Below are 23,691 nucleotides of genomic sequence, written 5' to 3' on the forward strand. Positions count from 1 at the left end.
AAGGGACCCGCCTTCCCGCAATCCGATCAGGCGCCCGCCGCGGAATCTGGGTAAAGTCAGCCTGGCGCAATGATCCCGGAAACCCCGCACGGGACGCGATACCCCGAACCCATGGCCGACCTTTCCTCCTCTCCCATCGTTGTGGTTCTTGCCGCTGGCGCCGGACGCCGCTTCCGCGAGGCCGGCGGCACCGGCAGCAAGCTTCACGCCCATCTGCTGGGCCGCCCGGTGCTGGACTGGACGCTGGCCGCCGTGCGCGCCAGCGGCTTGCCGTGGGTGCTGGTGGAACGGCCCGAGCACGAACCCGACGCCTACGGCATGGGCGACTCCATCGCGCGCGGCGTGGCCCGTCGTCCGGACGCACCCGGTTGGCTGATCCTGCCCGGCGACTTGCCCCTGATCGAACCCGCCAGCCTGATCAACATCGCCCGGTCGTTGCGCGACGCGTCCCTTGCCGAACCCTGGGCGGTAGCGCGGCCGCTAGTGGCCATGCCGGACGGCACGACCCAACCCGGCCACCCGGTGGGCTTCGGACCCGCCTGGCAAGACGCGTTGCGGGGCCTGCGCGGGGAGTCCGGCGCGATGCCGCTCGTTCGCCAAGCCGGCCAACGGGGCACGATGCACCCCCTGCCGTCCGACGACGCGGGATGCGTCCAGGACATCGATCATCCCGACGACATCCTCCGGGCGGAAAAGGCGCTGCAAAGCCGGCTTGGCTGACGGCAACGGCAACACCCGAACCAAAGCCCGAACCGAGACCGAAGCCAATCTGGCCTGCGCCCGGCCTGGCGTCCTATCCCTCGTGGCGCCCCGTCGACTCGCGGTCGCGCTCGTACCGGCGATCAAGCGGAAACGGCGGCAGCCAGGACTCCCTGCGGATGATCCAGCTTTCGTAGGTAGGCGTCAGTTGGTCTGGCGCGTCCAGCGACCCCAGGTTCACCTCGACCTCGTCGTCGGTGCGGCCGAACAACGTCGACCCACAACGGGGGCAGAAATGCCGGCCGGCATAGTCGCGCGTTTACCGTCGATCGTCACGGCATCTTGAGGGAATATCGCCGAAGCGTGAAATAGCGCCCCATGGGTCTTGCGGCAATCCATGCAGTGGCACAGGCCCACCCGGTACGGCTGCCCCAACGCCACGATCTTCACGTCGCCACAAAGACAACTGCCTGTAAACCGTTCCATGCTGTGTCTCCTCTCCAAGCCAAAGGGAGCGTCGCTGACGGCAAGCGGATTACGTGAATCAGGGTGGACAACATCATCACCCTTGAAAGTATTCGCCAAGCCTAATGGCCTATTGTCAAGGCTGACCAACGGCATCGCCGACGGTTGCGTTCCGGCAGGCCCCTTCTGCAGACAGTCTATCGCTCCTACCTGTGCCGATTTTTGCACTTGATAAAAATTCGTTTATAGACGAAACTCGCCATGTACCGAATCGAACATTACCTGACACCTCGCGGGCTCAGGGATACCTATGTCGACTGGCTGCGCGGCCTACGTGACGTTCGCGCCAAAGTCGCCATTGCGCATAGGGTCTTCCGCATCGAACGCGGCAACTTTGGCGATCATCGATTTTGCCGCGAGGGCGTCTGGGAAATGCGTGTGCATGTTGGTCCCGGCTACCGCGTGTACTACGCTTTTTCCGGCCGGCGTGTGGTGCTGCTGCTGGGAGGTGGAGACAAGCGTACGCAGGATTCCGATATCGATCGCGCGGTGGACTATTGGCAGGATTGGCAACGGAGATCAGATGATGAGAAGCAGATCGCATGACGAAGCGATGGCGGAGGTGTATCGCAGTGATCCCGCTTTCGCGTTGGAGCTCATGAACACCATCTTGAAGGACGGCGACCAAGCCGACCTGCTGGTCATGCTTCGGCAACTGGCGCAAGCGTTCGGCGGGATTCAGGCGGTTGCCGCGCAAGCGCACTTGAACCCCACGCAGCTGTACCGCACGCTATCGCCGAAAGGCAACCCGTCTCTGAGCAGCCTTGCAGCCATCCTCAAAGCGATGGGCTTGCGGCTGGCCGTGCAGCCGCTTGCGCCTCTCACGCCTGGCAACACCTAAGCCCCGGGAATCGGCGGCGGCGCGACACGGCCCGGCGCCGCGCGCCGCGTCTTCACTGCACCCGCAGTTTCCCATCCGCGATGATCTTCGCCCATTTGGCTTGCTCGCCGGTCTGGAACGCCGTGAAATCCGCAGGCGTATTCGGCGTATAGGCCAGGCCCAGGCCCTTCATCTTGCCGTTGACGTCTGGCTTGGCGATGATGGCGGCGATGGCCTTGTTCAGACGGTCGACCACAGCCGGCGGCGTGTTGGCGGGCGCGTAGATGGCTTGCCAGCTGCTGACGTCGAAGCCGGCGACGCCTGCCTCCTGCATCGTCGGCACATCGGGCATCACCTCGGTCCGCTTGGCCGACGTGACCGCCAACGCGCGCACCTTGCCGCTTTGCACATAAGGCAGCGCCACCAGTGCCGTTTCGAACGAGCTCGGAATCTGGCCGCCGATCAGGTCCTGGATGGCGGGCGCGCTGCCGCGGTACGGCACGTGGGTCAGGTGGGCGCCCGTCAATTGCTTGAAGACTTCGCCTGACAAGTGCTGGGACGTCCCCTGCCCGGCCGAGCCGAAGGCGATCGTGTCCGGATTGGCCTTGCCCGCGGCCACCACGTCCTGCACGGACTTGTAGGGCTGGTTCGCGCCTACCAGCAGCACGTTCGAAATGCTGCCCAACAGGATGACCGGCGCGAAATCCTTGGCCGCGTTGTAGTTGATGCCCGGCAACAGCGATGGGTTGATCGCATGGGTGGCGATCGTGCCCAGCAGCAAGGTATAGCCGTCAGGCTTGGCGCGCGCCACGGCGTCGGCGCCCAGCACCCCGCCCGCGCCGCCCTTGTTTTCCACCAGCACGGTCTGGCTCAGGCTGGCGCCCAGTTCCTGCGCGATCAGCCGGCCCAGGATGTCTGAGGTGCCGCCGGGGGCAAAGGGCACCACCAGCGTGATGGGTTTAGCGCGGGGCCAATCGTCGGCGGCGTGCGCGCTGGCGGCGCTCAAGGTGGTCAGGGCCAGAACGGCGAAGGTGCGACGCAGCAGGGGGAATGCCTTCAAGCTTGTCTCCTGAAAGTGGGAATGGTTTTATATCTTGTACGTTGTCGTACGACTTTCGGAGAAAGAGAGTACTTTCATCCCGCACGCTGTTCAATCTAGGGTAATTCCGAATTTGTCAGGCGAAGCGCGCTGCGGTGGTATGCAGAAATGCCAGGATTTCCAGACCTATTGCTCGCTTCAGTTGTATGTTGTACGATGACATACATCTACTGATTAACCGCAGCAACTGCGCGGTTCCAGCCCTGCTCTTTTTCGCTTTCCCTCTTTACCCATTCCCCTTTAATGGATGACAGGCATGACGACTCCCCAGGAACTCAAGGAAATCGTATCGGAAGGGCTGCTGTCCTTCCCCGTGACGGACTTTGACCAGAACGGCGATTTCAACGCCAAGACCTACGCCGCCCGCCTCGAATGGCTGGCCCCGTACGGCGCCACCGCCCTCTTCGCCGCAGGCGGGACCGGCGAGTTCTTCTCCCTGGCTCCCCAGGAGTATTCGGACGTCGTGCGCACCGCCGTGCAGACCTGCGCCGGCAAGGTGCCGATCCTGGCAGGCGCGGGCGGCCCCACCCGCACCGCCATCGCCTACGCCCAAGAGGCCGAGCGCCAAGGCGCCAAGGGCATCCTGCTGCTGCCCCACTACCTGACCGAAGCCTCGCAGGACGGCATCGCCGCCCACGTCGAACAGGTCTGCAAGTCGGTCAAGATCGGCGTCATCGTCTACAACCGCGCCCAGTCCCGCCTGTCGGCGGACAGCCTTGCGCAACTGGCCGAACGCTGCCCCAACCTGGTCGGTTTCAAGGACGGCATCGGCGACATCGAAGCCATGGTCCGCATCCGCCGCAAGATGGGCGACCGCTTTTCCTACCTGGGCGGCCTGCCCACTGCTGAGGTCTATGCCGCGGCCTACCGTGCACTCGGCGTGCCGGTCTATTCGTCGGCCGTCTTCAACTTCGTGCCGAAGACCGCCATGGACTTCTACCGCGCTATCGCCGCGGGCGATTCCGACACCACCAACCGCCTGCTGGACGATTTCTTCCTGCCCTATCTGGAAATCCGCAACCGCAAGGCCGGCTACGCCGTCAGCATCGTCAAGGCCGGCGCCAAGCTCGTCGGCCATGACGCTGGCCCCGTGCGCGCCCCGCTGACCGACCTGACCGGCGAAGAAATGGAAATGCTCAACGCCCTGATCAAGAAGCTCGGCCCCCAGTAAGCCACCGCCTCCGCAAGACCCGACGCCCTCCCGACGGAGGGCGTTTTTCATTTGCGGCGCGCTTCCAAGCAAACAGGAGTTGGCGGATGTCGCGCTGTATGTTGTCATACGGCTATCCTTCTTGCGGTCTGCGGCCAGAGGCCAGACCGCCGCTTTCGGGCCGGACACCCGAAGGCGGCACAGCGTACACTTGCGGCTCCGGCCGCTGGACTACGGCCTGCTTTCCGCCTTACCCATAAGAGAGACGATGCAAACTCCTGCCCGGCCCCGCCCGCGTTCGCGCCTGACTGACGTGGTGATCGAGGAACTGAACAAGCGCCTGGATGCGCGCCTGTACCGCGCTGGCGACAAGATTCCCTCGGAACATCAGCTGTGCGACGAGTTCGACGTCAGCCGCACCGTCATCCGGGAAGCGGTTGCCTCGATGCGCCTGAGCGGCCGCCTGGTCAGCAAACCGGGCATCGGCGTGTTCGTCACGGAAGACCGCGAAAAACCCATCGACTTCGTCATCGAGCCCGCTGCGGATCCGCGCTGGGCGCTGCACATCATGGAATTGCGCGCCGGGCTCGAAGTCGAGGCCTGTGGGCTTGCGGCAGAGCGCCGCACGGCCACCGACCTGAGCGGCATCATCGAAGCGTTCGACGCCTTCAACCGCGCCACCCGCGACATGGAAGCGGCCGTCAAGGCGGATTACGAATTCCACCTGTCGATCGCCAAGGCCTCGAACAACCCGCACTTTCCGGCGCTGCTGAAGGCCGCAGTGCGCGACGTGATGCTGGACCTGAACATCAAACACGGCGGCAAGACGCCCGAAGAGCTTGAAACCTACGAGACGCGCAACGTGCGCGAACACGAGGCCATCCTGACCGCCATCATGCGCCGCGACCCCGGCGCCGCGCGTGCCGCGATGGCGCGCCACCTGGGCGATAGCATTGCGCGCTACCGCAAGCTGCTGTCGCAGGCGCCCGCCCAATAAGGGCACGGCGCGCTGGCGGCTCCCCTGCCGCCAGCTCCACCGCCGCAGGCTCAACGCCTTGCGCCTCCAGCATCAGGCATAAGGAGATTACGGGATTCCCCTTACTTGCCTACTTGTATGACGGCTGCCATCATACGTCTTATGACTTAGCGTCGCGCTTTGCCGCCAGATGGGTGGCCCGGGCGCCCCGCTACCGTATGACCCTCGTTGTACAAGTGCCGCCGATGAGCCCGATCCTTTCCCTTCGCACGACGTTCCACCGCTACGCCACGCGCATCCATCGGCATATCACCTGACCGGCCTTCCGGTCATCTGCGGCCCTGCCGCAAATCTCCCCTTTCCGTACCCGTCTGCTTACGCGGCACCGCTAGCTCCGGCCCTTGTCCGGGGTGCGCCGGCGCACGCGTGAATGGTCCTGACTCCCCCGCTTATCCCAAGCGCTTTCCGACCTCCCAGGAGCAATCTCCATGCGTAAGTTTCTGACCACCGCCGTTGCGGCGACCCTGCTGTGCGTCGCCTCCGGCGCCCAAGCCGGCGTGACGTTCGATGCCGTCAAGAAGAAGGGCTTTTTGCAGTGCGGCTTTGCCGGCATACCCGGCTTTTCGGTGCTGGACAGCAAGGGCGAATGGACGGGCCTGGACGTGGACATGTGCCGCGCAGTGGCCGCCGCCCTGTTCGGCGACGCCTCCAAGGTCAAGGGCAACGTGCTGACCGCGCAAGCCAAGTTCACCGCGCTGCAATCGGGCGAAATCGACATGCTGTCGCGCAACACCACGCAGACGCTGACCCGCGACACCACGCTGGGCCTGATCGGCGTGGGCGTGAACTTCTATGACGCGCAAGGCCTGATCGTCAAGAAGTCGATGAACGTGAAAAGCGTGAAGGAACTGGACGGCGCCACCATCTGCGTGCAGCCGGGCACCACCACCGAACTGAACCTGGCCGACTACTTCCGCAGCCGCGGCCTGACCTTCAAACCGGTGCTGGTCGAGAACTACGACGAGAACTTCCGCCTGCTGGAATCGGGCCGCTGCGACGCCTACACCAACGACAAGTCGAACACCGCCGCCAACATGCGCACGCGCCTGGCCAAGCCGGAAGACTGGGAAATCCTGAGCGAAAACCTGTCTAAGGAACCCTTGGGGCCGATGGTCCGCCAAGGCGACGAGCAATGGTTCAACGTGGTGCGCTGGTCGCTGAACGCCATGCTGGAAGCCGAGGAATACGGCATCACGTCCAAGAACGTGGACGAGATGCTCAAAAGCACCAACCCCAATGTGCAGCGCATCCTGGGCGTGACGCCGGGCATGGGCAAGAACCTGGGCCTGGACGACAAGTGGGCCTACAACATCATCAAGCAGGTCGGCAACTACGGCGAAAGCTATGACCGCGCCATGGGCAAGGACAGCCCGCTGAAGCTGGAACGCGGCCTGAACAAGCAATGGACGCAAGGCGGCCTGATGTACGGCTGGCCGGTGCGTTAAGCCCCTCTCGTGCGCGGCTTTGCCGAACCGGCAAAGCCGCTTTTCTCTTTACCCGCAAGCCTCGCCGCGCGCCGGCCTGCCTATGCCTTATTACGTTGTAACCATGAACAGCATCGTCAACGCCCGCCTGAAACAGATCAAACCTTCGCCCAGCATGGCCGCCAAGATCGTCGTCGACGAACTGCGCCGCCAAGGCCGTGAAATCGCCGACTTCACGCTCGGCGAACCCGACATGCCCACACCCGCGCACATTGCGCGCGCCGGCCAGGAAGCGATCGCCGGCGGCGACATCCGCTACACCAGCCCCAACGGCACGGTGGGCCTGCGCCGCGCCATCGCCAACAGCCTGGAATTGGGCCTGGGCGTTTCCTACGGCATGGACCAGATCACCGTGGGCGCCGGCGCCAAGCAGATCATCGGGGCCGCGCTGACGGCCAGCCTGGAGCCGGGCGACGAAGTCATCGTGTGCGCGCCGTACTGGGTGTCATACCCCGACATGGTGCTGCTGAACGACGCAAAACCCGTGGTCGTCACCGGCCCGGAGTCGCAGGGCTTCAAGCTGGACGCCGCCACGCTGGAAGCGGCCATCACGCCGCGCACCCGCTGGCTGATCCTGAACTCTCCCAGCAACCCCAGCGGCGCCGTGTACAGCGCCGCTGAACTGCGCGCCCTGACCGACGTGCTGCTGCGTCACCCGCAAGTCTGGATCTTGAGCGATGAGATCTACGCGCCCTTCTGCTACAGCGGGCAGTCGCATGCGTCGCCCGTGCAAGTCGAGCCCCAGTTGATCCCGCGCACGCTGATCGTCAACGGCATGTCCAAATCCTACGCGATGACCGGCTGGCGCATCGGCTACGGCGCCGGCCCGGCTGACCTGATCAAGGCGATGAGCACGGTCATGTCGCAAAGCACGTCGTGCCCCAGCGCAATCTCGCAAGTCGCCGCGCAGGCCGCCCTGGAAGGCGACCAATCCAGCGTCACGCAGATGGTCGACATCTTCAAGGCCCGCCGCGACCTGATCGTGCGCCGCCTGAATGACATCCCCGGCATGTCTTGCGCCATGCCCGACGGCGCCTTCTACGTGTACGCCAACGTGCAGGGCCTGATCGGACGCACGGGTCCCGCCGGCGAATTGAAGACCGATCTGGACGTCAGCCTGTTCTTCCTGCGCGAAGCGGGCGTAGCGGTGATCGACGGCGGTTCGTACGGCCTGTCGCCCTATGTGCGGTTTTCGTTCGCGACGTCCACCGAGGTGATCGAACAAGGCATGGACCGCCTGGCCGCCGCCGTCAAAGCCCTGATGGCGGACTGAACCGTGGCCAAGCACAGAGACCAACCCTCGGTGCGGCGGCCGCCGCACCGGGTCTCCTGGAACGACCCGGCCACGCGCGCGCTGGCCTACCAGGTGCTGGCCCTGACGCTCGTCGGGACCGGCATCTGGTTCCTGGTGCACAACACGCTCCACAACCTGTCGATGCGCAACATCGCCACCGGCTTCGGCTTCCTGAACCGCGAAGCGGGATTTGCCATCGGCGAATCCGTGATTGCCTACGGGCCGGCGGACACCTATGGCCGCGCCATCTTCGTGGGCGTGCTCAACACGCTGCGGGTGGGCCTGCTTGCGCTGGTGGCCGCCACGCTGCTGGGCGTCCTGATTGGCGTTGGCCGGCTGTCCAAGAACTGGCTGGTGGCGAAGATCACGTCGGTGTATGTCGAGGTGATGCGCAACGTGCCGCTCTTGCTGCAGCTCTTCTTCTGGTACGCGCTGATCACCGAGAACATGCCCGGGCCGCGCCAGGCGCACAACCCGCTGCCAGGCGTATTCATTTCCAACCGCGGCCTGAAAGTGCCCGGGCTCGAAGGCGCTTCGCTGGACTGGGTCCTGGGTGGATTGGCGCTGGCCATCATGGCTGTCCTGTTCCTGGGCCACTGGGGCACGAAGCGGCAGGAAGCCACCGGACGCGTGTTCCCGCTGGGCCGCGCGGCACTCGGGCTGCTCGTCCTGCTGCCCGCGCTGGGCTGGCTGGCAAGCGGCGCATCCCTGACCCTGGACATGCCGGAATTGAAGGGCTTCAACTTCACGGGCGGCCTCACACTGACGCCGGAGTTCGTGGCCCTGTTCCTGGGCCTGACCGTCTACACCTCGGCGTTCATCGCGGAAGTGGTGCGTTCGGGCGTCCAGGCCGTGAACAACGGCCAGTGGGAAGCCGCCGGGTCGCTTGGCCTGCCGCGCGCGAAGGTCCTGCGCCTGGTGGTGTTGCCGCAAGCCCTGCGCGTGATTATCCCCCCGATGACCAGCCAATACCTGAACCTGTTGAAGAACAGTTCGCTGGCGGTCGCCATCGGTTATCCGGACATCGTGTCGGTGGTGAACACCACGCTGAACCAGACCGGCCAGGCCATCGAGGGCATTCTCATCATCATGGGCGCCTACCTGACGGTCAGCCTGTCGATCTCGATATTCATGAACTGGTACAACAAGCGCATCGCGCTGGTGGAGCGTTGAGATGAGCAGCACTACGCACTCCTTCACCGAAGCCCTGCCCCCGCCCAGCACCCAGGTGGGCGCCTGGGCCTGGGTACGGTCTCGCCTGTTCTCGTCGCCGCTGAACCTGCTGATCACCGTGCTGCTGGCGTGGTTCCTGCTGATGGCGTTGCCGGCGCTGGTGGAGTGGGCTTTCCTGAAAGCCAACTTCACCGCCACCAACGCCATGGAGTGCCGGGCCTCGGTCGGCGGCGCCTGCTGGGCGTTCATCGTCGAGAAGCACCGCCTGATCCTGTTCGGCACCTATCCGTTCGACGAGCAATGGCGCCCCCTCCTTGCCACGCTGATCCTCGTGGCGGTGATCGCCTGCAGCGGCATGCGCCCTTTCTGGAACGGCAAGCTGGCCCTCATCTGGACCGCAGGCCTCTCCGCCGTGGCGCTCCTGATGTGGGGCGGCGTGTTCGGCCTGACGTACGTCGAGAACTCGCGCTGGGGCGGCCTGCCGCTGACGCTGATCCTGGCCACGTTCGGCATCGCCTTCGCCTTCCCCATCGGCGTGCTGCTGGCGCTGGGCCGGCGGTCGAAGATGCCCGCCATCAAGGCGCTGTGCGTCGTGTACATCGAGCTGATCCGTGGCGTGCCGCTGATCAGCCTGCTGTTCATGTCGTCGGTGATGCTGCCGCTGTTCCTGCCGGAAGGCTTCACCATCGACAAGCTCTTGCGCGCGCAGATCGCCATCATCATGTTCGCCGCGGCCTACATCGCGGAAACGGTGCGCGGCGGCTTGCAGGCCATCCCGAAAGGCCAGTACGAAGGCGCCGACTCGCTGGGCCTGAACTACTGGCAGCAGATGCGCAAGATCATCCTGCCGCAGGCGCTGAAGATCGTGATCCCGCCCTTGGTCGGCATTTTCATCAGCCTGTTCAAGGACACGTCGCTGGTGGTGATCATCGGCATCTTCGACCTGACGCTGGCGGCCAAGGCGGCCCTGTCCGATGCGGCCTGGCGGGGATTCGGGGTGGAGGCTTACCTCTTCATCTCGCTGATCTACTTCGCCTTCTGCTATTCCATGTCCAAATACAGCCAGGCGCTTGAAAAGCGGCTGGCCACCGGGCACGCGCGCTAAAGCCGCGCTACCCGGTAACCCTTTACGGAGACCAAGCATGTCGGATTCCATTATTCGATTGCAGGGCGTGAACAAGTGGTACGGCCAGTTCCACGTGCTGCGCAACATCAACCTGGACGTGGCGCCGGGCGAACGCATCGTGGTGTGCGGGCCGTCCGGCTCGGGCAAGTCCACGATGATCCGCTGCATCAACCGCCTGGAAGAGCATCAGCAGGGCCAGATCATCGTGGACGGCACCGAGCTGACCAATGACATCAAGCACATCGAGACCATTCGCCGCGAAGTGGGCATGGTGTTCCAGCACTTCAATCTGTTTCCGCACCTGACCGTGCTGGAAAACCTGACGCTGGGCCCCATGTGGGTGCTCAAGCAACCGCGCGCCCAGGCCGAAGCCACCGCCATGAAATACCTGGAGCGCGTGCGCATTCCAGACCAGGCGAAGAAATTTCCCGGCCAGCTGTCGGGCGGCCAGCAACAGCGCGTGGCGATCGCGCGCTCGTTGTGCATGAACCCCAAGGTCATGCTGTTTGACGAACCGACCTCCGCGCTGGATCCGGAAATGGTCAAGGAAGTGCTGGACGTGATGGTGACGCTGGCCCAGGAAAGCGGCATGACGATGATCTGCGTGACCCACGAAATGGGTTTCGCGCGCAAAGTCGCCAACCGGGTGATCTTCATGGACCGCGGCGAAATCATCGAACAGAACAGCCCCGACGAGTTCTTCGACCGCCCGCAAAATGAAAGGACGCAGCTCTTCCTGAGCCAGATCCTGCACTGACGTGAACCCGCCGCCTTCACGATGAAGGCGGCATTTTTTTGGGCACCCCATACGCCCGATACGCACGTATACCCATATACATATGTGATATCGGTATTTTCCAGAAGGATGGCAGTCTTCTAGGATTCCCGGATTGTTCGTTTCTCTTCCGCTGGAATCGCCTTGCCCCGCCTGAGCCCCCTGGATCCCGCCAAGCTGGATCCCGCTACTGCCACCCTCTTCAATCAACTGCTGCAGGACTACGGCCCCTACGCCAACATGCTCAGCGCCTTCGCGCCGCGGCCCCCGGCGTTGAAGCACTTCTTTTCCTACCTGGTGCAGTCGCGTGAAGACGGCTTGATCTCGCCGCGCCATCTGGAAATCGCGCTGCTGACCGCATCCAAGGCGCACGCCTGCCACTATTGCGTCACGCTGCACACGCCCAAGCTGGCCGCGCAGGGTATCTCGCAGGAGGCCATCGACCGCCTGCTCGAGCCCGAGGTGCCCGGCCTGGACGAAAAGGACCTGGTCGTGCGCGACTACGCGGTACTGGTCACGCTGACCCCGTCGCAGGTCAGCGACGCGTTCTACAGCAGCCTGCAAACGTTCTTCAATGAAGAACAGATCGTGGAACTGACCATCCGCATCGCCCTCTGCAGCTTCTTCAAGCGTTTCAACGAAGCACTTGAGGTGCCCCACGAAGATGTGGTGGCGCTGGAACTGGATCATGGCGCGGCCTAGGGCGGCCTGAAGTCCATACCGCCATGAGCCCTGCCCCTGCTTTAAAGCTGGAGATCCGCAATCTCTCCAAGCGCTTTGTCACCGAGACCGGCCCCGTCCAGGTGCTGGACGACATCAACCTGAACGCCGCCAGCGGCGAATTCATCAGCATCATCGGACCGTCGGGCTGCGGCAAGTCCACCTTGTTCAACATCCTGACCGGCCTGCTCGAGCATGACGCGGGCACGATCGCACTGGACGGCAAACCGCTGCCCAACCTGCGCGGACGCGTCGGCTACATGCTGCAACGCGACTTGCTCATGCCCTGGCGCACGGTGCTGGACAACGTGCTGGTCGGCCTGGAACTGCGCGGCACGCCGCGCGCGGAATCCGTGGAATTGGCGCGCGACTACCTGAACACCTTCGGCCTGCTGCCCTTCCAGGACAGCTATCCGAAGACGTTGTCCGGCGGCATGCGGCAGCGCGTAGCGCTGGCCCGCACGCTGTTGCCCGACCCGGACGTGCTGCTGCTGGACGAGCCGTTTTCCGCCCTGGACTACCAGACCCGGCTGTTCCTGGAATCCATGCTGGCCGACACCGTCAGCCAGAAAGGCAAGACCGTCGTGCTGGTCACCCATGACATCGACGAAGCCATCGCGCTGTCCGAACGCATCTTCGTGCTGAGCGCCCGCCCGGGCCGCCTGAAAAGCGTGCACGACATCGCGCTGGGCACGCGCTCGCCGCTGGAGGCCCGCCACGACAGCCGCTTTCCTGCCTACTTCGACCTGCTTTGCCAGGAACTCGACATACAGACCGGCCGCAAGGACGGGACCCACGCATGAACCAGCCTTCCGTTTCCGCCGCCCCGCGCCTTGCCGCCGGCGGCACGCGCCCTGCGCGCCCGGCGGGGTTGCGCGTCCCGGTGCTGGCGACCCAGCTGTTGATCCTTGCCGTGCTGTTCGGCGCATGGGAAGCGGGCGTGCGCACCGGCGCGGTGTCTGGCTTCCTGTTCGGCTCGCCCGCCGGCGTCCTGCAAGCCGCCTGGAAAATGATCCAGAACGGCGAATTGTGGGAACACGCCAACTACACCTTGTGGGCGTCGGCCGTGGGTTTCGTGGCCGGGACCTTTCTGGGCACCGTGCCCGGCCTGGCCCTTTGGTATTCGCCCTATGCCGCCCGCGTGGTCGAGCCTTTCCTGGTGGCGATCAACAGCGTGCCCAAGATCGCCTTCGCGCCGCTGGTCATCCTGTGGTTCGGCACCGGCGTCATCTCGAAAGTGGCCCTGTCGGTGTCGCTCACGTCGATCGTGGCGCTGCTGGCTGCATTCCAAGCCGCCAAGGACACCGACCCCGACATCCAGAAAATGATGGTGTCGCTGGGCGCTACCCGCCGCCAGATCTTCCGCAAGATCGTCGTGCCGTCGGCGTTGCCCGCCATCATCAGCACGTTCCGCATCAACATCGGCTTTGCGCTGGTGGGGACGGTCGTCGGTGAATTCATCTCGTCCAAATATGGGCTGGGGCATGTGATCTTCGTCGCCTCGTCCCTGTATGACCTGAACACGGTCTGGGTCGGCATCTTTTCGCTGATGCTGTTGGGTTTTGTCCTGTATGCCGGGGTGGACATCGCCGAAAAGCGCCTGCTGCGCTGGAAAGACCAGACCTACGCCACTCAATTCAAACTTTGACCGCGCCTGCGCGGCGCTCTCCTCGACCATGAAAAAAACGCTCTCCGTACGGCTGGCCACGGCCGCCGCCGCCTCGCTGCTGTCCGTCACCGCCTTCGCCGCCAACGACCGCGCCGTCGTGTCGGCCGCATTCAAATCCGTGTTCTACGTGCCGGTCTATTTCGCGGAAGAGCACGGCTACTTCAAGGACGAAGGGCTGGACGTGCGGATCGACGTGGCCTCGTCGTCGACCAATGCGCTGGCCGCCGTCATTTCGCGCAGCGCCGACTTTTCCCTTCACGGCCCCGAATGGACCGCCATTTCATTCGGCCGCGGCGCGCCCGTGAAGGTGGTGGGCGGCACCCTGAACCGCCTGGGCGTCTGGCTGACCTGCAAGCAGAGCTTTACGTTTGACGGATTCAAGAGCCTGAAAGGCGCCACCGTCGCCACCGGCGCCATGCCCACGACCAGTTCGTCGGCATTCCTGAAGCTGGTCAAGAATGCGGGCCTGGACCCCAAGCGCGACCTGGACCTGCTGGAAGTGCCGCTGGGCAACGAGATCGGCCCGTTGAGCTCGGGCAAGGCCGACTGCGCCGTGCTCTACGAACCGGGCGCGTCTCAGGCACAAGCGCAGGGGTTCAAGGTCGTGTCCGCGTTCTCGCGCGAGATCGGCCCCTACACGTTCTCGGCCATCTCCACGCGGCAGGACATTTCCCCGCAGGTGTCGCAGAAGTTCGTGTCCGGCATCGACCGCGCCCTGAAGGCAATCCGCAAGGATCCGGCAGCGGCGGTGGCAAGCGGACTCAAGCTGTTCCCCAACCTGGATCCGGCCGTGGTGCGGGCCTCGGTGCAACGCCTGATCGATGACGGGGTGTTCGCCGATTCCGTTGCCGTGCCCGAGCAGGCGCTGAAAGACGCGCTGCAAACGCAGATCGACCTGGGCAACCTGGACCGCATCCCGCAAGACCCGAAGTGGCTGGACCTGGGATACGCGCAGCAGATCTCGGGCAAGGCGTACTGAAGCCCCCGCCCGTACCGGTGACGCGCCCCACCGGTACGGCGAACCATCCATGAAACAGGTTCGCCCGCGCCTTAACAAGATCTTGAGATCGCCCTCCTTAGAATCCGGAACGATTCTCATTGAGGCATTCAAGATCCCATCATGGCGCAACAGAAAACGAACCCGCAGGGCCGCTATGCCCTGAAGACCCTGAGCATGGCGCTGGGCGCGGTGGCCACCAGCCAGGCCCACGCGCAGGCACAACCCGCCGACAATGCGCCGGTCCTGGCCCCGGTCACCGTGCAAGCCGACGCCCCGCCCTACAAGCCCGACCGCGTGCAGTCCGGCAAATTCGCCGAGCCCTTGCTGGATACGCCACAGAGCATCACGGTCGTGCCGCGTGCCGTCCTGGAAGAGCAACAGGCCAAGAGCCTGCAGGACGTCTTGCGCAACGTGCCGGGAATCACCTTCAGTTCCGGCGAGGGCAACCTGGGCTGGGGCGACATGTTCACCATCCGCGGCTTCTCGGCGGAACAGAGCATTACCGTGGACGGCATCCGCGACGCCGGCCTGTCCAGCCGCACCGATATCTTCAACCTGGAACAAGCCGAAGTGTTCAAGGGCACGGGCTCCATCGAGTCCGGCGTGTCGGCCGTGGGCGGCAGCGTCAACCTGGCCAGCAAGGAAGCCCGCCCGGGTTCCTTCTACAAGCTGTCCGGCGGACTGGGCACCGACCACTACCGGCGCATCACCGCCGACCTGAACCAGGAATTGACGGACAGTTCCGCCCTGCGCATCAACCTGATGCGCCATCACAACGGCGTGGCCGAGCGCGACGTGACCGAGTTCGACCGCTCAGGAATGGCGGCGTCGCTGGCGATGGGGCTGGGCACGCCCACCCGCGTCACGCTGAACTACCTGCATCAGGAGGACGACAACATCCCCGACGGCGGCGTGCCGATCCAGCGCGGAACCGGCGGCAAGCGCATGCCGAACGTGTCGCGCAACGCCTGGTACGGCGACCCCGACCTCTACACCGAGCAGACCCGCACCGACCAGGCCACGCTGAAGGTCGAGCATGACTTCACGAATGCGGCGCGCCTGTCCAACATCAGCCGGTGGCAGCAGACGGACCGCATCGGCGTGCTGGCGCCCGCCCGTTTCAACTCCACCTCGCGCACGTCTTATGGCTATGTGGGCACGGGCCCGCTCGTCAACAGCGCGGACGGCATCCCGTCGTACAGCGGGTACGAGCCCATCTCCGATCCGTCGCCTTACGCGCAACTGCGCGGCAACGATTTCGGGACGTCAAAGCGCTACACCATCCTGGCCAACCAGACCAACCTGAACCTGGACTTCGAGACGGGCGGCATCAAGCATGCGGTGGTGACGGGCGTGGAGTTCTACAAGGAAACCTACGGCGATCACGAACGCACCATCCGCGCGCCGTCCAGCAACCCCGTGATCGACCTGCGCAACACCGGCGGGGTCGACATGGGCGGGATCGATACGGTGAAAGGCAATGGCGGCAACAAGGCCGAAATCTTCAACACTGGCCTGTACGTCGGCGACACGTTGACCTTCAACCCGCAATGGATGCTGCAAGGCGCGCTACGGTACGACCGCTACCGCGTCACGCAGAAGACCGGCGCCACCACGCAGCGCGTCACCGACGGCGCCTGGAGCGGCCGTATCGGGCTGACCTACAAGCCGGTGGACATCGGCAGCGTCTATGTCTCGTACAGCCAGGCCGCCCAGCCCTCGGCGCTGGGCGCCAGCACCAACAACAATATCTATGGCGCCACCGGCTCGGACACCTACAAGCCTGCCGTCTCCAAGACCTGGGAGCTGGGCACCAAGTGGGACCTGGCCGGCAGCGACCTGGCGCTGACAGGCGCCGTCTTCCGCACCGAACTGACCGACTCCTGGGAGTACGGCGACGATGCCACGGACGTGGTGCGCGCCCTGCCCGCCAAGCGCGTGGACGGCGTCGAACTGGGCCTGTCGGGCAACCTCACGTCGCGCTGGTCCGCGTTCGCCGGCGTCAGCGCCATGAAAAGCCGCATCACCAAGGGCGCGAACCAGGGCGAAGAGGCCAAGAACGTCCCCGACCTGACGCTCAACCTGTGGACCACCTATGCGGCCACCGAGGACTTGTCGCTGAGCTATGGCGTGCAATATGTGGGCAAGCGCCGCTACACCGACAATAAGTACGTCGGCGGCAAGAACAACAACAGTGCGACCGTATCCGGCCCGTCCGGCACGCATCCGGTCTGGGTGCGCGACAACGAGAAGGCGCCGTCCTATTGGCTGCACTCCGCGGCGGCGCGCTACCGCGTGAACAAGAACGTGACGCTGGGCATGAACGTGGACAACCTGTTCAACAAGTTCTACTACAGCCGCGTGGGCGCGTCCCTGGACGGGTTCCAGCTGTATGGCGTGCCGGGTGCGGGCCGCACCGTCACCTTCACGGCCGACCTGTCGTTCTAGGCGCTGGCCGGCGCGGCAAGATCCACGAGGAAGACGGTGCCGCGCCCCGGCGCCGATTGCAGCGACACGCGCCAGCCCTGATGCGCGCAGATGCGCTGCACCAGCGACAGGCCCAGCCCCAGGTTGCCGGCATCCGGTTGTTCGCCGCGCACGAAGGGGCTGAAGACGGCCTCGTGGCGCTCGGCGGCGATGCCCGGCCCGTCGTCCGCCACCTGCATGAAGTCGGGCCCGGCCGTGATCACGACGCTGGCTCGCGGACCGGCGTACTGCAGCGAATTGCGGATCAGGTTGGACAGCACGGCACGCAAGAGCGGCGCCGGGAATTGCAGCGCCGGGGCCTCGGGCTGCGCCACCTCCAGCGTCAGGCGCATGTCGCGGCGTTGCGCTACGGCGCTCCAGGCCGCCAGTTGCCCCCGCGCCGCGGTGTGGGCGCTTTCGCGTGCAAAGCGTTCAGCGGCGTCGCCGCCGCGGGCCAGCATCAGATAGGTATCCAGCCTTTCGCCCATGTCGGCCGCCGCCGCTTCGATGCGGGCCAGGCGCGCCTGGCCGCTGGCGTCCAATGCCTGTTCCTCGCGCAGCAGTTCGCACGAACTGGAGATCACCATCAGCGGCGTGCGCAATTCGTGGCCGACGTCCGCGGTGAACAGCTGTTCGCGGCGCAGCGCCTGTTCCAGCTGGTTGTACGTCGCGTCGAACGCGGCGGCCAGTTGGCCAATTTCGTCCGGCGGATAATCTTCGGCCAACCGCGTCTGCGGCGGCTGCGCGCCCCGCGCGTTGACCTGCGCCGCCAGCCGCGACAAGGGCCGCAAGAGCCGCCGCGTGGCCAGGATGCCCAGGATGAACGCCAGCGCCAGGCTACCCGCCAGCCCGCTGACGGCCGCCCAGTGCGACGCCACCTGGCTTTGTTCATAATCCGTGTAGTCGCGCAGCAGCATGTAGCGCTGGCCGTCCTGGTCATCGACCATCACGTGCCAGACGCGGCCCTCGCGCTCGATCTTGTGGAAACCCGGGTTCAGCCGCCGCAGCCAGGCGGGAAAGGCTTCGCTGCCGGGGTCGCCATGAAAAAAGCGGTTGGGCCGGCCCGGGTCGATGCCCGCCAGGAAATCGCCGCGCACCCGCTCCACCGCCATCCCCATGTCGATGCGCTGCAAGTGGGCCTCCAGCTTGCCCACGCTCCAGACCGACAGCCAGGAAAGCAGCCCCGCCACCAGCAGGGCCAGCACCACGTAAGTCAGCACCAGATGGCGCGCCAGCCCGCGCCGGGCCACCGGCCCCGTCCGCTTAGACATCGTCAGGCGCCCGGAGCTGATAGCCGATGCCGTGCACGGTGTGCAAGAGCGCCGTGCCATAAGGTTTGTCGACCACGTGGCGGATCTGGTGGATATGCGTGCGCAGGCTGTCGCTGTCGGGCGGCGAATCGCGCCACAAGGCCTCTTCCAGCCGCGCACGGTGGACGACCGACGGGCTGGCGCGCATCAGCAGCGTCAGCAGTTGCAGCGGCGACGGCGGCAGGCGCAGTGGCTGGCCGGCGCGAGCCAGTTCCAGCGTGCCCGTGTCCAGCGTCAGGTCGCCCACGCGCAGCACGCGCGTGGCGCCCGCGCCGCTGGCGCGATGCAGCAGCGCCTTCACCCGCGCGGCCAGCTCGGCCAACGCAAAGGGCTTCACCAGGTAATCGTCGGCGCCCGCGTCAAAACCGGTCAGCCGGTTGTCCAGCGTATCGCGCGCGGTCACCATGATCACCGGGGTATCGCACGCCGCTTCGGTCCGCAGGCGGCGGCAAAGCTCGTAGCCGTCCAGCCGCGGCAGCATCAGGTCCAGCACGATCAGGTCGAAGCTGCCCGAGGCCGCCATCGCGTAGCCACGCTGCCCGTCTTCGGCGCAATCGACGATGTAGCCGCGCCGCGTCAGGTGATGCGTGATGTTCGCCAGGATGTCAGGGTCGTCTTCGATGACTAGAACGCGCATGCAAGCCCGCAGGGAATGGAAATCAGTCTCATATTGTATGTGCCCGCCTGCCCTGGGGCGCCGCGCTCCGTCCCCGCTTGCGGCGCGCACACCACACCGCGCTCGTCTTAACGCTTTCTTGAGATGGCTTGGCGGACACTGCGTGTCGATAAGAATGGTTCGCGTTACCTGCAACCCTGCGGGCAACGGCGCAACCCGGGATTTTTCGATGCGTGCGATCAAGCTCTTCCGTGCGGCCGTAGCCGCCACTGCCCTGTTTTGCGCCCTGCCCGGTGCCCAGGCCCGCCAGGTCACCGATCTGGCAGGCCGCGTCGTCACGGTGCCCGACCACCCCAAACGCGTGCTGCTGGGCGAAGGCCGCTTCGTCTTCGCCATGGCCCTCTTGGACCGGAAGGATCCCGTGGCCCGCGTGGTCGGATGGCAAGGCGAGCTGAAGCAGCAAGACCCCTATTCGTGGACCCAACTCGTCAAGCGCTATCCCAAGGCGGCCGACGTGCCGCTGATCGGCAAGACGTCGGAAGCCAGCGTCAGCCCCGAAAAGATCGTGTCGCTGCAACCTGATGTGGCGGTGTTCAGCCTGAGCGGCCACGGCCCCGGCCGCAACAACCCCATGATCGCGGCGCTGCAGGCGGCCGGCATTCCCATCGTGTTCATCGATTTCCGCCAGCACCCGGTCGAGAACACCGTGCCCAGCATGCGCATCCTGGGCCAGGCGCTGGACCGGCAGGCAGAGGCCGACGCCTACATCGCGTTCTATGAAGACCATCTGGCCCGCGTGCGCAAGATCGTCGACCCCGTGCCGCAGGCGCAGCGCCCGCGCGTGTTCGTGGAAATGCTGGCAGGCGTGTGGCCCGCCTGCTGCCACACCACCGGCAACGGCAGCTTCGGCGACCTTCTGGAAACCGCCGGCGGCGTGAACGTGGCCGCCCCCGTGCTCCCGGGCGCCATTGGCGACGTCAGCCTGGAATTCCTGCTGGACGCCAAACCCGACGTCTATATCGCCACCGGCAGCCGTTCCGAACCGGGCCGCCCCGGGCTGCTGGTCGGCCCCGGCGCCGCTGCCGCGGTATCGGCGGACAGCCTGTCCACCCTGCTTGGCCGCGACGGCATCCGCGACCTGGACGCCGTGAAGCAGCACCGTGCCTACGGCATCTGGCACGCGTTCTACAACTCGCCCTACAACGTGGTCGCCATCGAAGCCATGACGAAATGGCTGTACCCGGAACGCGCCGCCACGCTGGACCCGCAAGCCTCGCTGGACGCGCTGTACCGCCAGTTCCTGGACGTGGACAACGCGGGGACCTATTGGACGGCGCCGGCCGCAGCCCCTGCCCGATAGGCGCATCATGCTCAGCACCACCACCGCGGCCGCGCCTGCCATTGCCGCCGCCCCGGAAGACCCCATCGCCGCCTACCGGCGCACCGTCCGCAAGCGCCTGCTGCTGACGGCCGTGCTGGTGCTGGCCATTGCCGCCAGCCTGCTGGCCGACATCGCCAGCGGCCCCGCCGCCCTCTCACCTGCCGACTTGCTGCAGACGCTGCTGCATCCCGATACAGCCAGCGCCGGCACGCGCGTCATTGTCTGGCAGTTCCGGCTGCCGTACGCCTTGATGGCGCTGCTGGTGGGCGTGGCGCTGGGCCTGGGTGGCGCCGAGATGCAGACCATGCTGGACAACCCCCTGGCCAGCCCCTACACGCTGGGCGTCTCGGCCGCTGCCGCCTTCGGCGCGTCGCTGGCCATCACGCTGGACTGGCACCTGCCCGCCTTGCCGCCCGGCATGGTGGTGTCGATCTCCGCCTTTGCTTGCACCCTGGTGTCGGTGCTGATACTGGAACGCGTCGCCCGGTGGCGCGGCGGGTCGACGCTGGGCGTGGTGCTGTTCGGCATCGCGCTGGTGTATTCCTTCCAGGCGCTGGTGATGCTGCTGCAATTCGTGGCCAGCGAAGAAGCCCTGCAGGGCATCGTGTTCTGGACGATGGGGAGCCTGGCGCGCGCCAACTGGACGACCGTTGCCGTCATGGCCGCCGCGATCGCCGTGGCCGTGCCCTTCTCGATGCGCGACGCCTGGAAGCTGACCGCCGTGCGCCTGGGCGAAGAGCGCGCCGCCAGCTTCGGCATCGACGTCCGCCGCCTGCGCCTGGTCAGTCTGCTGCGCGTCAGCGCGCTGGCGGCGCTGGCCGTGTCGTTCGTGGGCACCATCGGTTTCGTGGGGCTGGTGGCCCCGCACATCGCCCGCCTGCTGCTGGGCGAAGACCACCGCTATTACCTGCCGGGCAGCGCGTTGGCCGGTGCCCTGATCCTGTCGCTGGCCTCGGTCGCGTCCAAGACCGTCCTGCCCGGCGCGTTGATTCCCGTCGGCATCGTGACGTCGCTGGTCGGCATCCCGTTCTTCCTCACCATCGTCGTGCGCGCCCTCAAGCGCGCCTGACGCCCCGCATCCCCTAAGGAGACCTCCCCGATGCAATCCCGCGTGTGCTTCACCCTGGCTGCCCTGCTGATGGCCGGCGCCGCCCATGCCGCCCCCGATGCGTGCGCCATCGACGTAGAAGGCCGGCCCGGCAAGCAGTTCGGCCCTGACCATATCGTCGTGCCGGCCACCTGCCAGGAGTTCACGGTGCGCCTGATCCACACGGGCAAGAACAGCAAGGAAAAGGCCGGCCACAATTGGGTGCTGACCAAGACCGAAGACATCGATGCCGTGATGGTCGACGGCATCAAGGCCGGGGCGGAAAACGACTTCCTGGCGCTTGGCGACGCCCGCATCCTGGCCAAGACCCCGATGCTGGGCGGTGGCGAAACCGCGACGGTGACGTTCCCCGTCAGCCGCCTGCGCGCAGGCCAGCCCTACACCTACTATTGCTCGTTCCCGGCGCACGCCCAGCACATGCGCGGCACGCTGGTGCTGCAACCCTGACGATGACCTCGCTGCACATACGTGGGCTTACCGCCGGCTACGGCGGCAAGCCGGTGCTGCAGTCGCTTTCCGCTGCTCCGCTGGCAGAAAGCGCCGTCACCGCCCTGCTCGGCCCCAACGGCAGCGGCAAGTCCACGCTGCTGAAGACGCTGGCGGGCTTGAATCCCGTCATGCGCGGCGAACTGCTGCTGGACGGCGAAGACCTGGCGCAAGCGGCGCCTTCGCGCCGTGCCGAACGCGCCATGTACATGCCCCAGGCGCTACCCAAAGGCGTGCACATGACGGTCTTCGAATCCGTGCTGGTGGCGGCCCGGTCAGGCCGCCACGGTGCAGGCGGCCAGGACCTGATGCGCGACGCCATGGCCGTCATCGCCGATCTGGGCATCGCCACGCTGGCCAGCCGCTACCTGGACGAACTGTCGGGCGGCCAGAAACAACTGGCCTCTTTAGCCCAGGCCCTGGTGCGGCGCCCGCGCCTGCTGCTGCTGGATGAGCCCTTGTCCGCGCTGGACCTGAACTACCAGTTTCACGTCATGGACGTGCTGCGCCGGCAGACGCGCCAGCACCGGCTGATCACGCTGGTGGTGCTGCACGATCTGAACATCGCGCTGCGCCACGCCGACCACGCGCTGATGCTGCACGGCGGCGTGATCGAAGCCGAAGGCCTGCCCGCCGAGGTCGTCACGCCGGCAACGTTGCGCCGGGTCTACCGCGTGCGCGCCCGCGTGGAGCGCTGCCCGCAGGGCCAGGCGCAAGTCCACGTCGACGGACTTGCCGGGGCGTAAAGGCGATAGCCGAAGGCGGTATATAGTCACCGCTTAGCCTTCCCAGGGAGTCGACCGATGTCGAGGGGCCGCACCATGGCGTTTTTTCTCAGCATGCTTGCCGCGCCCGCAGGCGCGTCCGTGATCTACGACAACCATGGCCTGGTGGTGGAAGTCACGACCAGCGGACGCAGCGACTGGAATACCGGCCAACGGCAGAACACGCGCAGTACGACGATCACCTTCCAGGGCAATAAGCTTTGCGGGCCGGAGGTCGGCAAACTGCTGTACCCGGGCGGCAAGGAAACCGCTGCTGGCGCCTTCTTCTGCGCGGGCCCGGCCAAGGCGCTGGAGACGGATGCGGTTCTGGCCTACTTCAACAGTTCCAGCACAGATCCCGTGCTGGCCCATTTGCAGGTCGTCAACGGCGCCCTGCGCGTGAACCGCCTGGCGCTGTCCGACAAGCGCGACCGCGACCGCCCGAACGGCACGCGTTTCGAAGCGGCCCGGCTGCCGGGTTGGACGCGGGTCGAAACGGCCTGGAACGAAACCGTGATGATCCGCCACGCGCCGCTCAAGGCGCTGAACCTGGGCGCCGGCAAGCTGCTGGACGTAGACGGCGACGTGGCCTATCTGGCCATCCCGCCCGGGCGCGACGTGGTCGTGGTGCAGCCCGCCACGCACGTCAAGGACGCTCACGGCTACCAGCAGTACGTGCCCGAAATCACCAAATTCGTGGATGCGCCGATCGCGTTCCGCGCCGTGCGCATGAGCGACGGCCGCGAACTGGCGCGGCTGGATTTCAAGGACACGTGCCTGAGCCTGCCCGCGCTCGGATTCAACCAGCCCGACCCGCTGGCCACGTCTTCCACCCGCCCCGACGTGGCCTTCGACGACGTGCCGGCCTGGCGCGCCCGCACCCTGCAACTGACGCAGGCGCAGGGCCGCACCACACTGACATTGCAGCCCGGCGTGTCCCTGCCCGCCAAGGCCAACTGCAAATCGGGCTGACTTCCGCCCCGCAGCCCG

Annotated in this window: 25 protein-coding genes; 20 read left to right on the plus strand and 5 right to left on the minus strand. The window is 65.8% G+C overall.

Annotation, left to right across the window (positions count from 1 at the left end):
• Positions 1-111 precede the first annotated feature (111 nt).
• On the plus strand, positions 112-720 hold the full coding sequence (locus tag AC3WMU_RS07140) for a nucleotidyltransferase family protein (RefSeq protein ID WP_492282069.1): 609 nt from the start codon (positions 112-114) through the stop codon (positions 718-720).
• Between the two features lie 73 nt (positions 721-793).
• On the opposite strand, the gene AC3WMU_RS07145 is transcribed toward AC3WMU_RS07140, so the two are convergent.
• On the minus strand, positions 794-970 hold the full coding sequence (locus tag AC3WMU_RS07145) for a hypothetical protein (protein ID WP_492282070.1): 177 nt from the start codon (positions 968-970) through the stop codon (positions 794-796).
• Complete coding sequence (locus AC3WMU_RS07150) at positions 937-1,320, minus strand: GFA family protein (RefSeq protein WP_492282071.1); 384 nt, start codon at positions 1,318-1,320, stop codon at positions 937-939. The genes AC3WMU_RS07145 and AC3WMU_RS07150 overlap by 34 nt, the downstream gene beginning before the upstream one ends.
• Before the next feature lie 105 nt (positions 1,321-1,425).
• Between AC3WMU_RS07150 and AC3WMU_RS07155 the strand changes: the two genes are divergently transcribed.
• Both AC3WMU_RS07155 and AC3WMU_RS07160 read left to right on the plus strand, forming a co-directional pair.
• Positions 1,426-1,770, plus strand: a complete 345-nt coding sequence (locus tag AC3WMU_RS07155) for a type II toxin-antitoxin system RelE/ParE family toxin (RefSeq protein WP_492282072.1) — start codon at positions 1,426-1,428, stop codon at positions 1,768-1,770.
• Positions 1,751-2,065: a helix-turn-helix domain-containing transcriptional regulator gene (locus AC3WMU_RS07160; protein WP_427958534.1), complete on the plus strand. Its 315-nt coding sequence runs from the start codon at positions 1,751-1,753 to the stop codon at positions 2,063-2,065. The genes AC3WMU_RS07155 and AC3WMU_RS07160 overlap by 20 nt, the downstream gene beginning before the upstream one ends.
• A 52-nt stretch (positions 2,066-2,117) precedes the next feature.
• Here AC3WMU_RS07160 and AC3WMU_RS07165 read toward each other — a convergent pair whose 3' ends face one another.
• Positions 2,118-3,104: a Bug family tripartite tricarboxylate transporter substrate binding protein gene (locus AC3WMU_RS07165; RefSeq protein ID WP_492282073.1), complete on the minus strand. Its 987-nt coding sequence runs from the start codon at positions 3,102-3,104 to the stop codon at positions 2,118-2,120.
• Between the two features lie 295 nt (positions 3,105-3,399).
• Between AC3WMU_RS07165 and kdgD the strand changes: the two genes are divergently transcribed.
• The 12 genes from kdgD to AC3WMU_RS07225 all read left to right on the plus strand — a co-directional run bounded on the left by kdgD (position 3,400) and on the right by AC3WMU_RS07225 (position 17,018).
• A complete protein-coding gene (gene kdgD, locus AC3WMU_RS07170; protein WP_006223001.1) occupies positions 3,400-4,314 on the plus strand; it encodes a 5-dehydro-4-deoxyglucarate dehydratase in 915 nt (304 codons plus the stop codon).
• Between the two features lie 247 nt (positions 4,315-4,561).
• Positions 4,562-5,290 (plus strand): FadR/GntR family transcriptional regulator, encoded by a 729-nt coding sequence (locus tag AC3WMU_RS07175; protein ID WP_492282074.1) that lies wholly within the window; start codon positions 4,562-4,564, stop codon positions 5,288-5,290.
• Between the two features lie 467 nt (positions 5,291-5,757).
• A complete protein-coding gene (locus tag AC3WMU_RS07180) occupies positions 5,758-6,774 on the plus strand; it encodes an amino acid ABC transporter substrate-binding protein (protein WP_006223015.1) in 1,017 nt (338 codons plus the stop codon).
• A gap of 103 nt (positions 6,775-6,877) precedes the next feature.
• Positions 6,878-8,086, plus strand: a complete 1,209-nt coding sequence (locus AC3WMU_RS07185) for an aminotransferase class I/II-fold pyridoxal phosphate-dependent enzyme (protein WP_492282075.1) — start codon at positions 6,878-6,880, stop codon at positions 8,084-8,086.
• Between the two features lie 30 nt (positions 8,087-8,116).
• On the plus strand, positions 8,117-9,280 hold the full coding sequence (locus tag AC3WMU_RS07190; protein ID WP_492282357.1) for an amino acid ABC transporter permease: 1,164 nt from the start codon (positions 8,117-8,119) through the stop codon (positions 9,278-9,280).
• A gap of 1 nt (position 9,281) precedes the next feature.
• Positions 9,282-10,385, plus strand: a complete 1,104-nt coding sequence (locus AC3WMU_RS07195; protein ID WP_492282076.1) for an amino acid ABC transporter permease — start codon at positions 9,282-9,284, stop codon at positions 10,383-10,385.
• 37 nt (positions 10,386-10,422) lie between these two features.
• Entirely contained in the window at positions 10,423-11,163 is a 741-nt protein-coding gene (locus AC3WMU_RS07200) for an amino acid ABC transporter ATP-binding protein (RefSeq protein WP_006223019.1), read from the plus strand.
• Positions 11,164-11,325: 162 nt separating this feature from the next.
• Positions 11,326-11,883, plus strand: coding sequence for a carboxymuconolactone decarboxylase family protein (locus tag AC3WMU_RS07205; protein WP_492282077.1), 558 nt, complete (start codon positions 11,326-11,328; stop codon positions 11,881-11,883).
• A gap of 23 nt (positions 11,884-11,906) precedes the next feature.
• Entirely contained in the window at positions 11,907-12,704 is a 798-nt protein-coding gene (locus AC3WMU_RS07210; RefSeq protein WP_492282078.1) for an ABC transporter ATP-binding protein, read from the plus strand.
• Positions 12,701-13,549, plus strand: a complete 849-nt coding sequence (locus tag AC3WMU_RS07215; protein WP_492282079.1) for an ABC transporter permease — start codon at positions 12,701-12,703, stop codon at positions 13,547-13,549. The genes AC3WMU_RS07210 and AC3WMU_RS07215 overlap by 4 nt, the downstream gene beginning before the upstream one ends.
• Positions 13,550-13,577: 28 nt before the next feature.
• Positions 13,578-14,549 (plus strand): ABC transporter substrate-binding protein, encoded by a 972-nt coding sequence (locus AC3WMU_RS07220; RefSeq protein ID WP_492282080.1) that lies wholly within the window; start codon positions 13,578-13,580, stop codon positions 14,547-14,549.
• 141 nt (positions 14,550-14,690) lie between these two features.
• A complete protein-coding gene (locus AC3WMU_RS07225; protein WP_492282081.1) occupies positions 14,691-17,018 on the plus strand; it encodes a TonB-dependent receptor in 2,328 nt (775 codons plus the stop codon).
• Here the strand turns inward: AC3WMU_RS07225 and AC3WMU_RS07230 are convergent.
• Both AC3WMU_RS07230 and AC3WMU_RS07235 read right to left on the minus strand, forming a co-directional pair.
• Positions 17,015-18,307 carry a sensor histidine kinase gene (locus AC3WMU_RS07230; RefSeq protein WP_492282082.1) on the minus strand — a complete coding sequence of 431 codons (1,293 nt, stop codon included), beginning with the start codon at positions 18,305-18,307 and terminating at the stop codon, positions 17,015-17,017. The two genes, AC3WMU_RS07225 and AC3WMU_RS07230, sit on opposite strands and share 4 nt — an antisense overlap.
• Complete coding sequence (locus AC3WMU_RS07235; RefSeq protein WP_492282083.1) at positions 18,300-18,983, minus strand: response regulator transcription factor; 684 nt, start codon at positions 18,981-18,983, stop codon at positions 18,300-18,302. Before AC3WMU_RS07235 ends, AC3WMU_RS07230 begins: the two co-directional genes overlap by 8 nt.
• 208 nt (positions 18,984-19,191) lie before the next feature.
• Here AC3WMU_RS07235 and AC3WMU_RS07240 point away from each other — a divergent pair, with 208 nt between their 5' ends.
• From AC3WMU_RS07240 to AC3WMU_RS07260, 5 genes are all read left to right on the plus strand, one after another.
• Positions 19,192-20,322, plus strand: a complete 1,131-nt coding sequence (locus tag AC3WMU_RS07240) for an ABC transporter substrate-binding protein (protein WP_492282084.1) — start codon at positions 19,192-19,194, stop codon at positions 20,320-20,322.
• Between the two features lie 7 nt (positions 20,323-20,329).
• Complete coding sequence (locus AC3WMU_RS07245; protein ID WP_088588077.1) at positions 20,330-21,412, plus strand: FecCD family ABC transporter permease; 1,083 nt, start codon at positions 20,330-20,332, stop codon at positions 21,410-21,412.
• Between the two features lie 30 nt (positions 21,413-21,442).
• On the plus strand, positions 21,443-21,898 hold the full coding sequence (gene azu, locus AC3WMU_RS07250; RefSeq protein WP_492282085.1) for an azurin: 456 nt from the start codon (positions 21,443-21,445) through the stop codon (positions 21,896-21,898).
• Positions 21,899-21,900: 2 nt separating this feature from the next.
• Complete coding sequence (locus tag AC3WMU_RS07255; RefSeq protein WP_006223030.1) at positions 21,901-22,683, plus strand: ABC transporter ATP-binding protein; 783 nt, start codon at positions 21,901-21,903, stop codon at positions 22,681-22,683.
• Positions 22,684-22,758: 75 nt separating this feature from the next.
• Positions 22,759-23,673 (plus strand): hypothetical protein, encoded by a 915-nt coding sequence (locus AC3WMU_RS07260; RefSeq protein WP_006223031.1) that lies wholly within the window; start codon positions 22,759-22,761, stop codon positions 23,671-23,673.
• The last annotated feature ends 18 nt before the right edge of the window (positions 23,674-23,691 follow it).

Source organism: Achromobacter sp. FW305-C-13 (assembly GCF_058783475.1).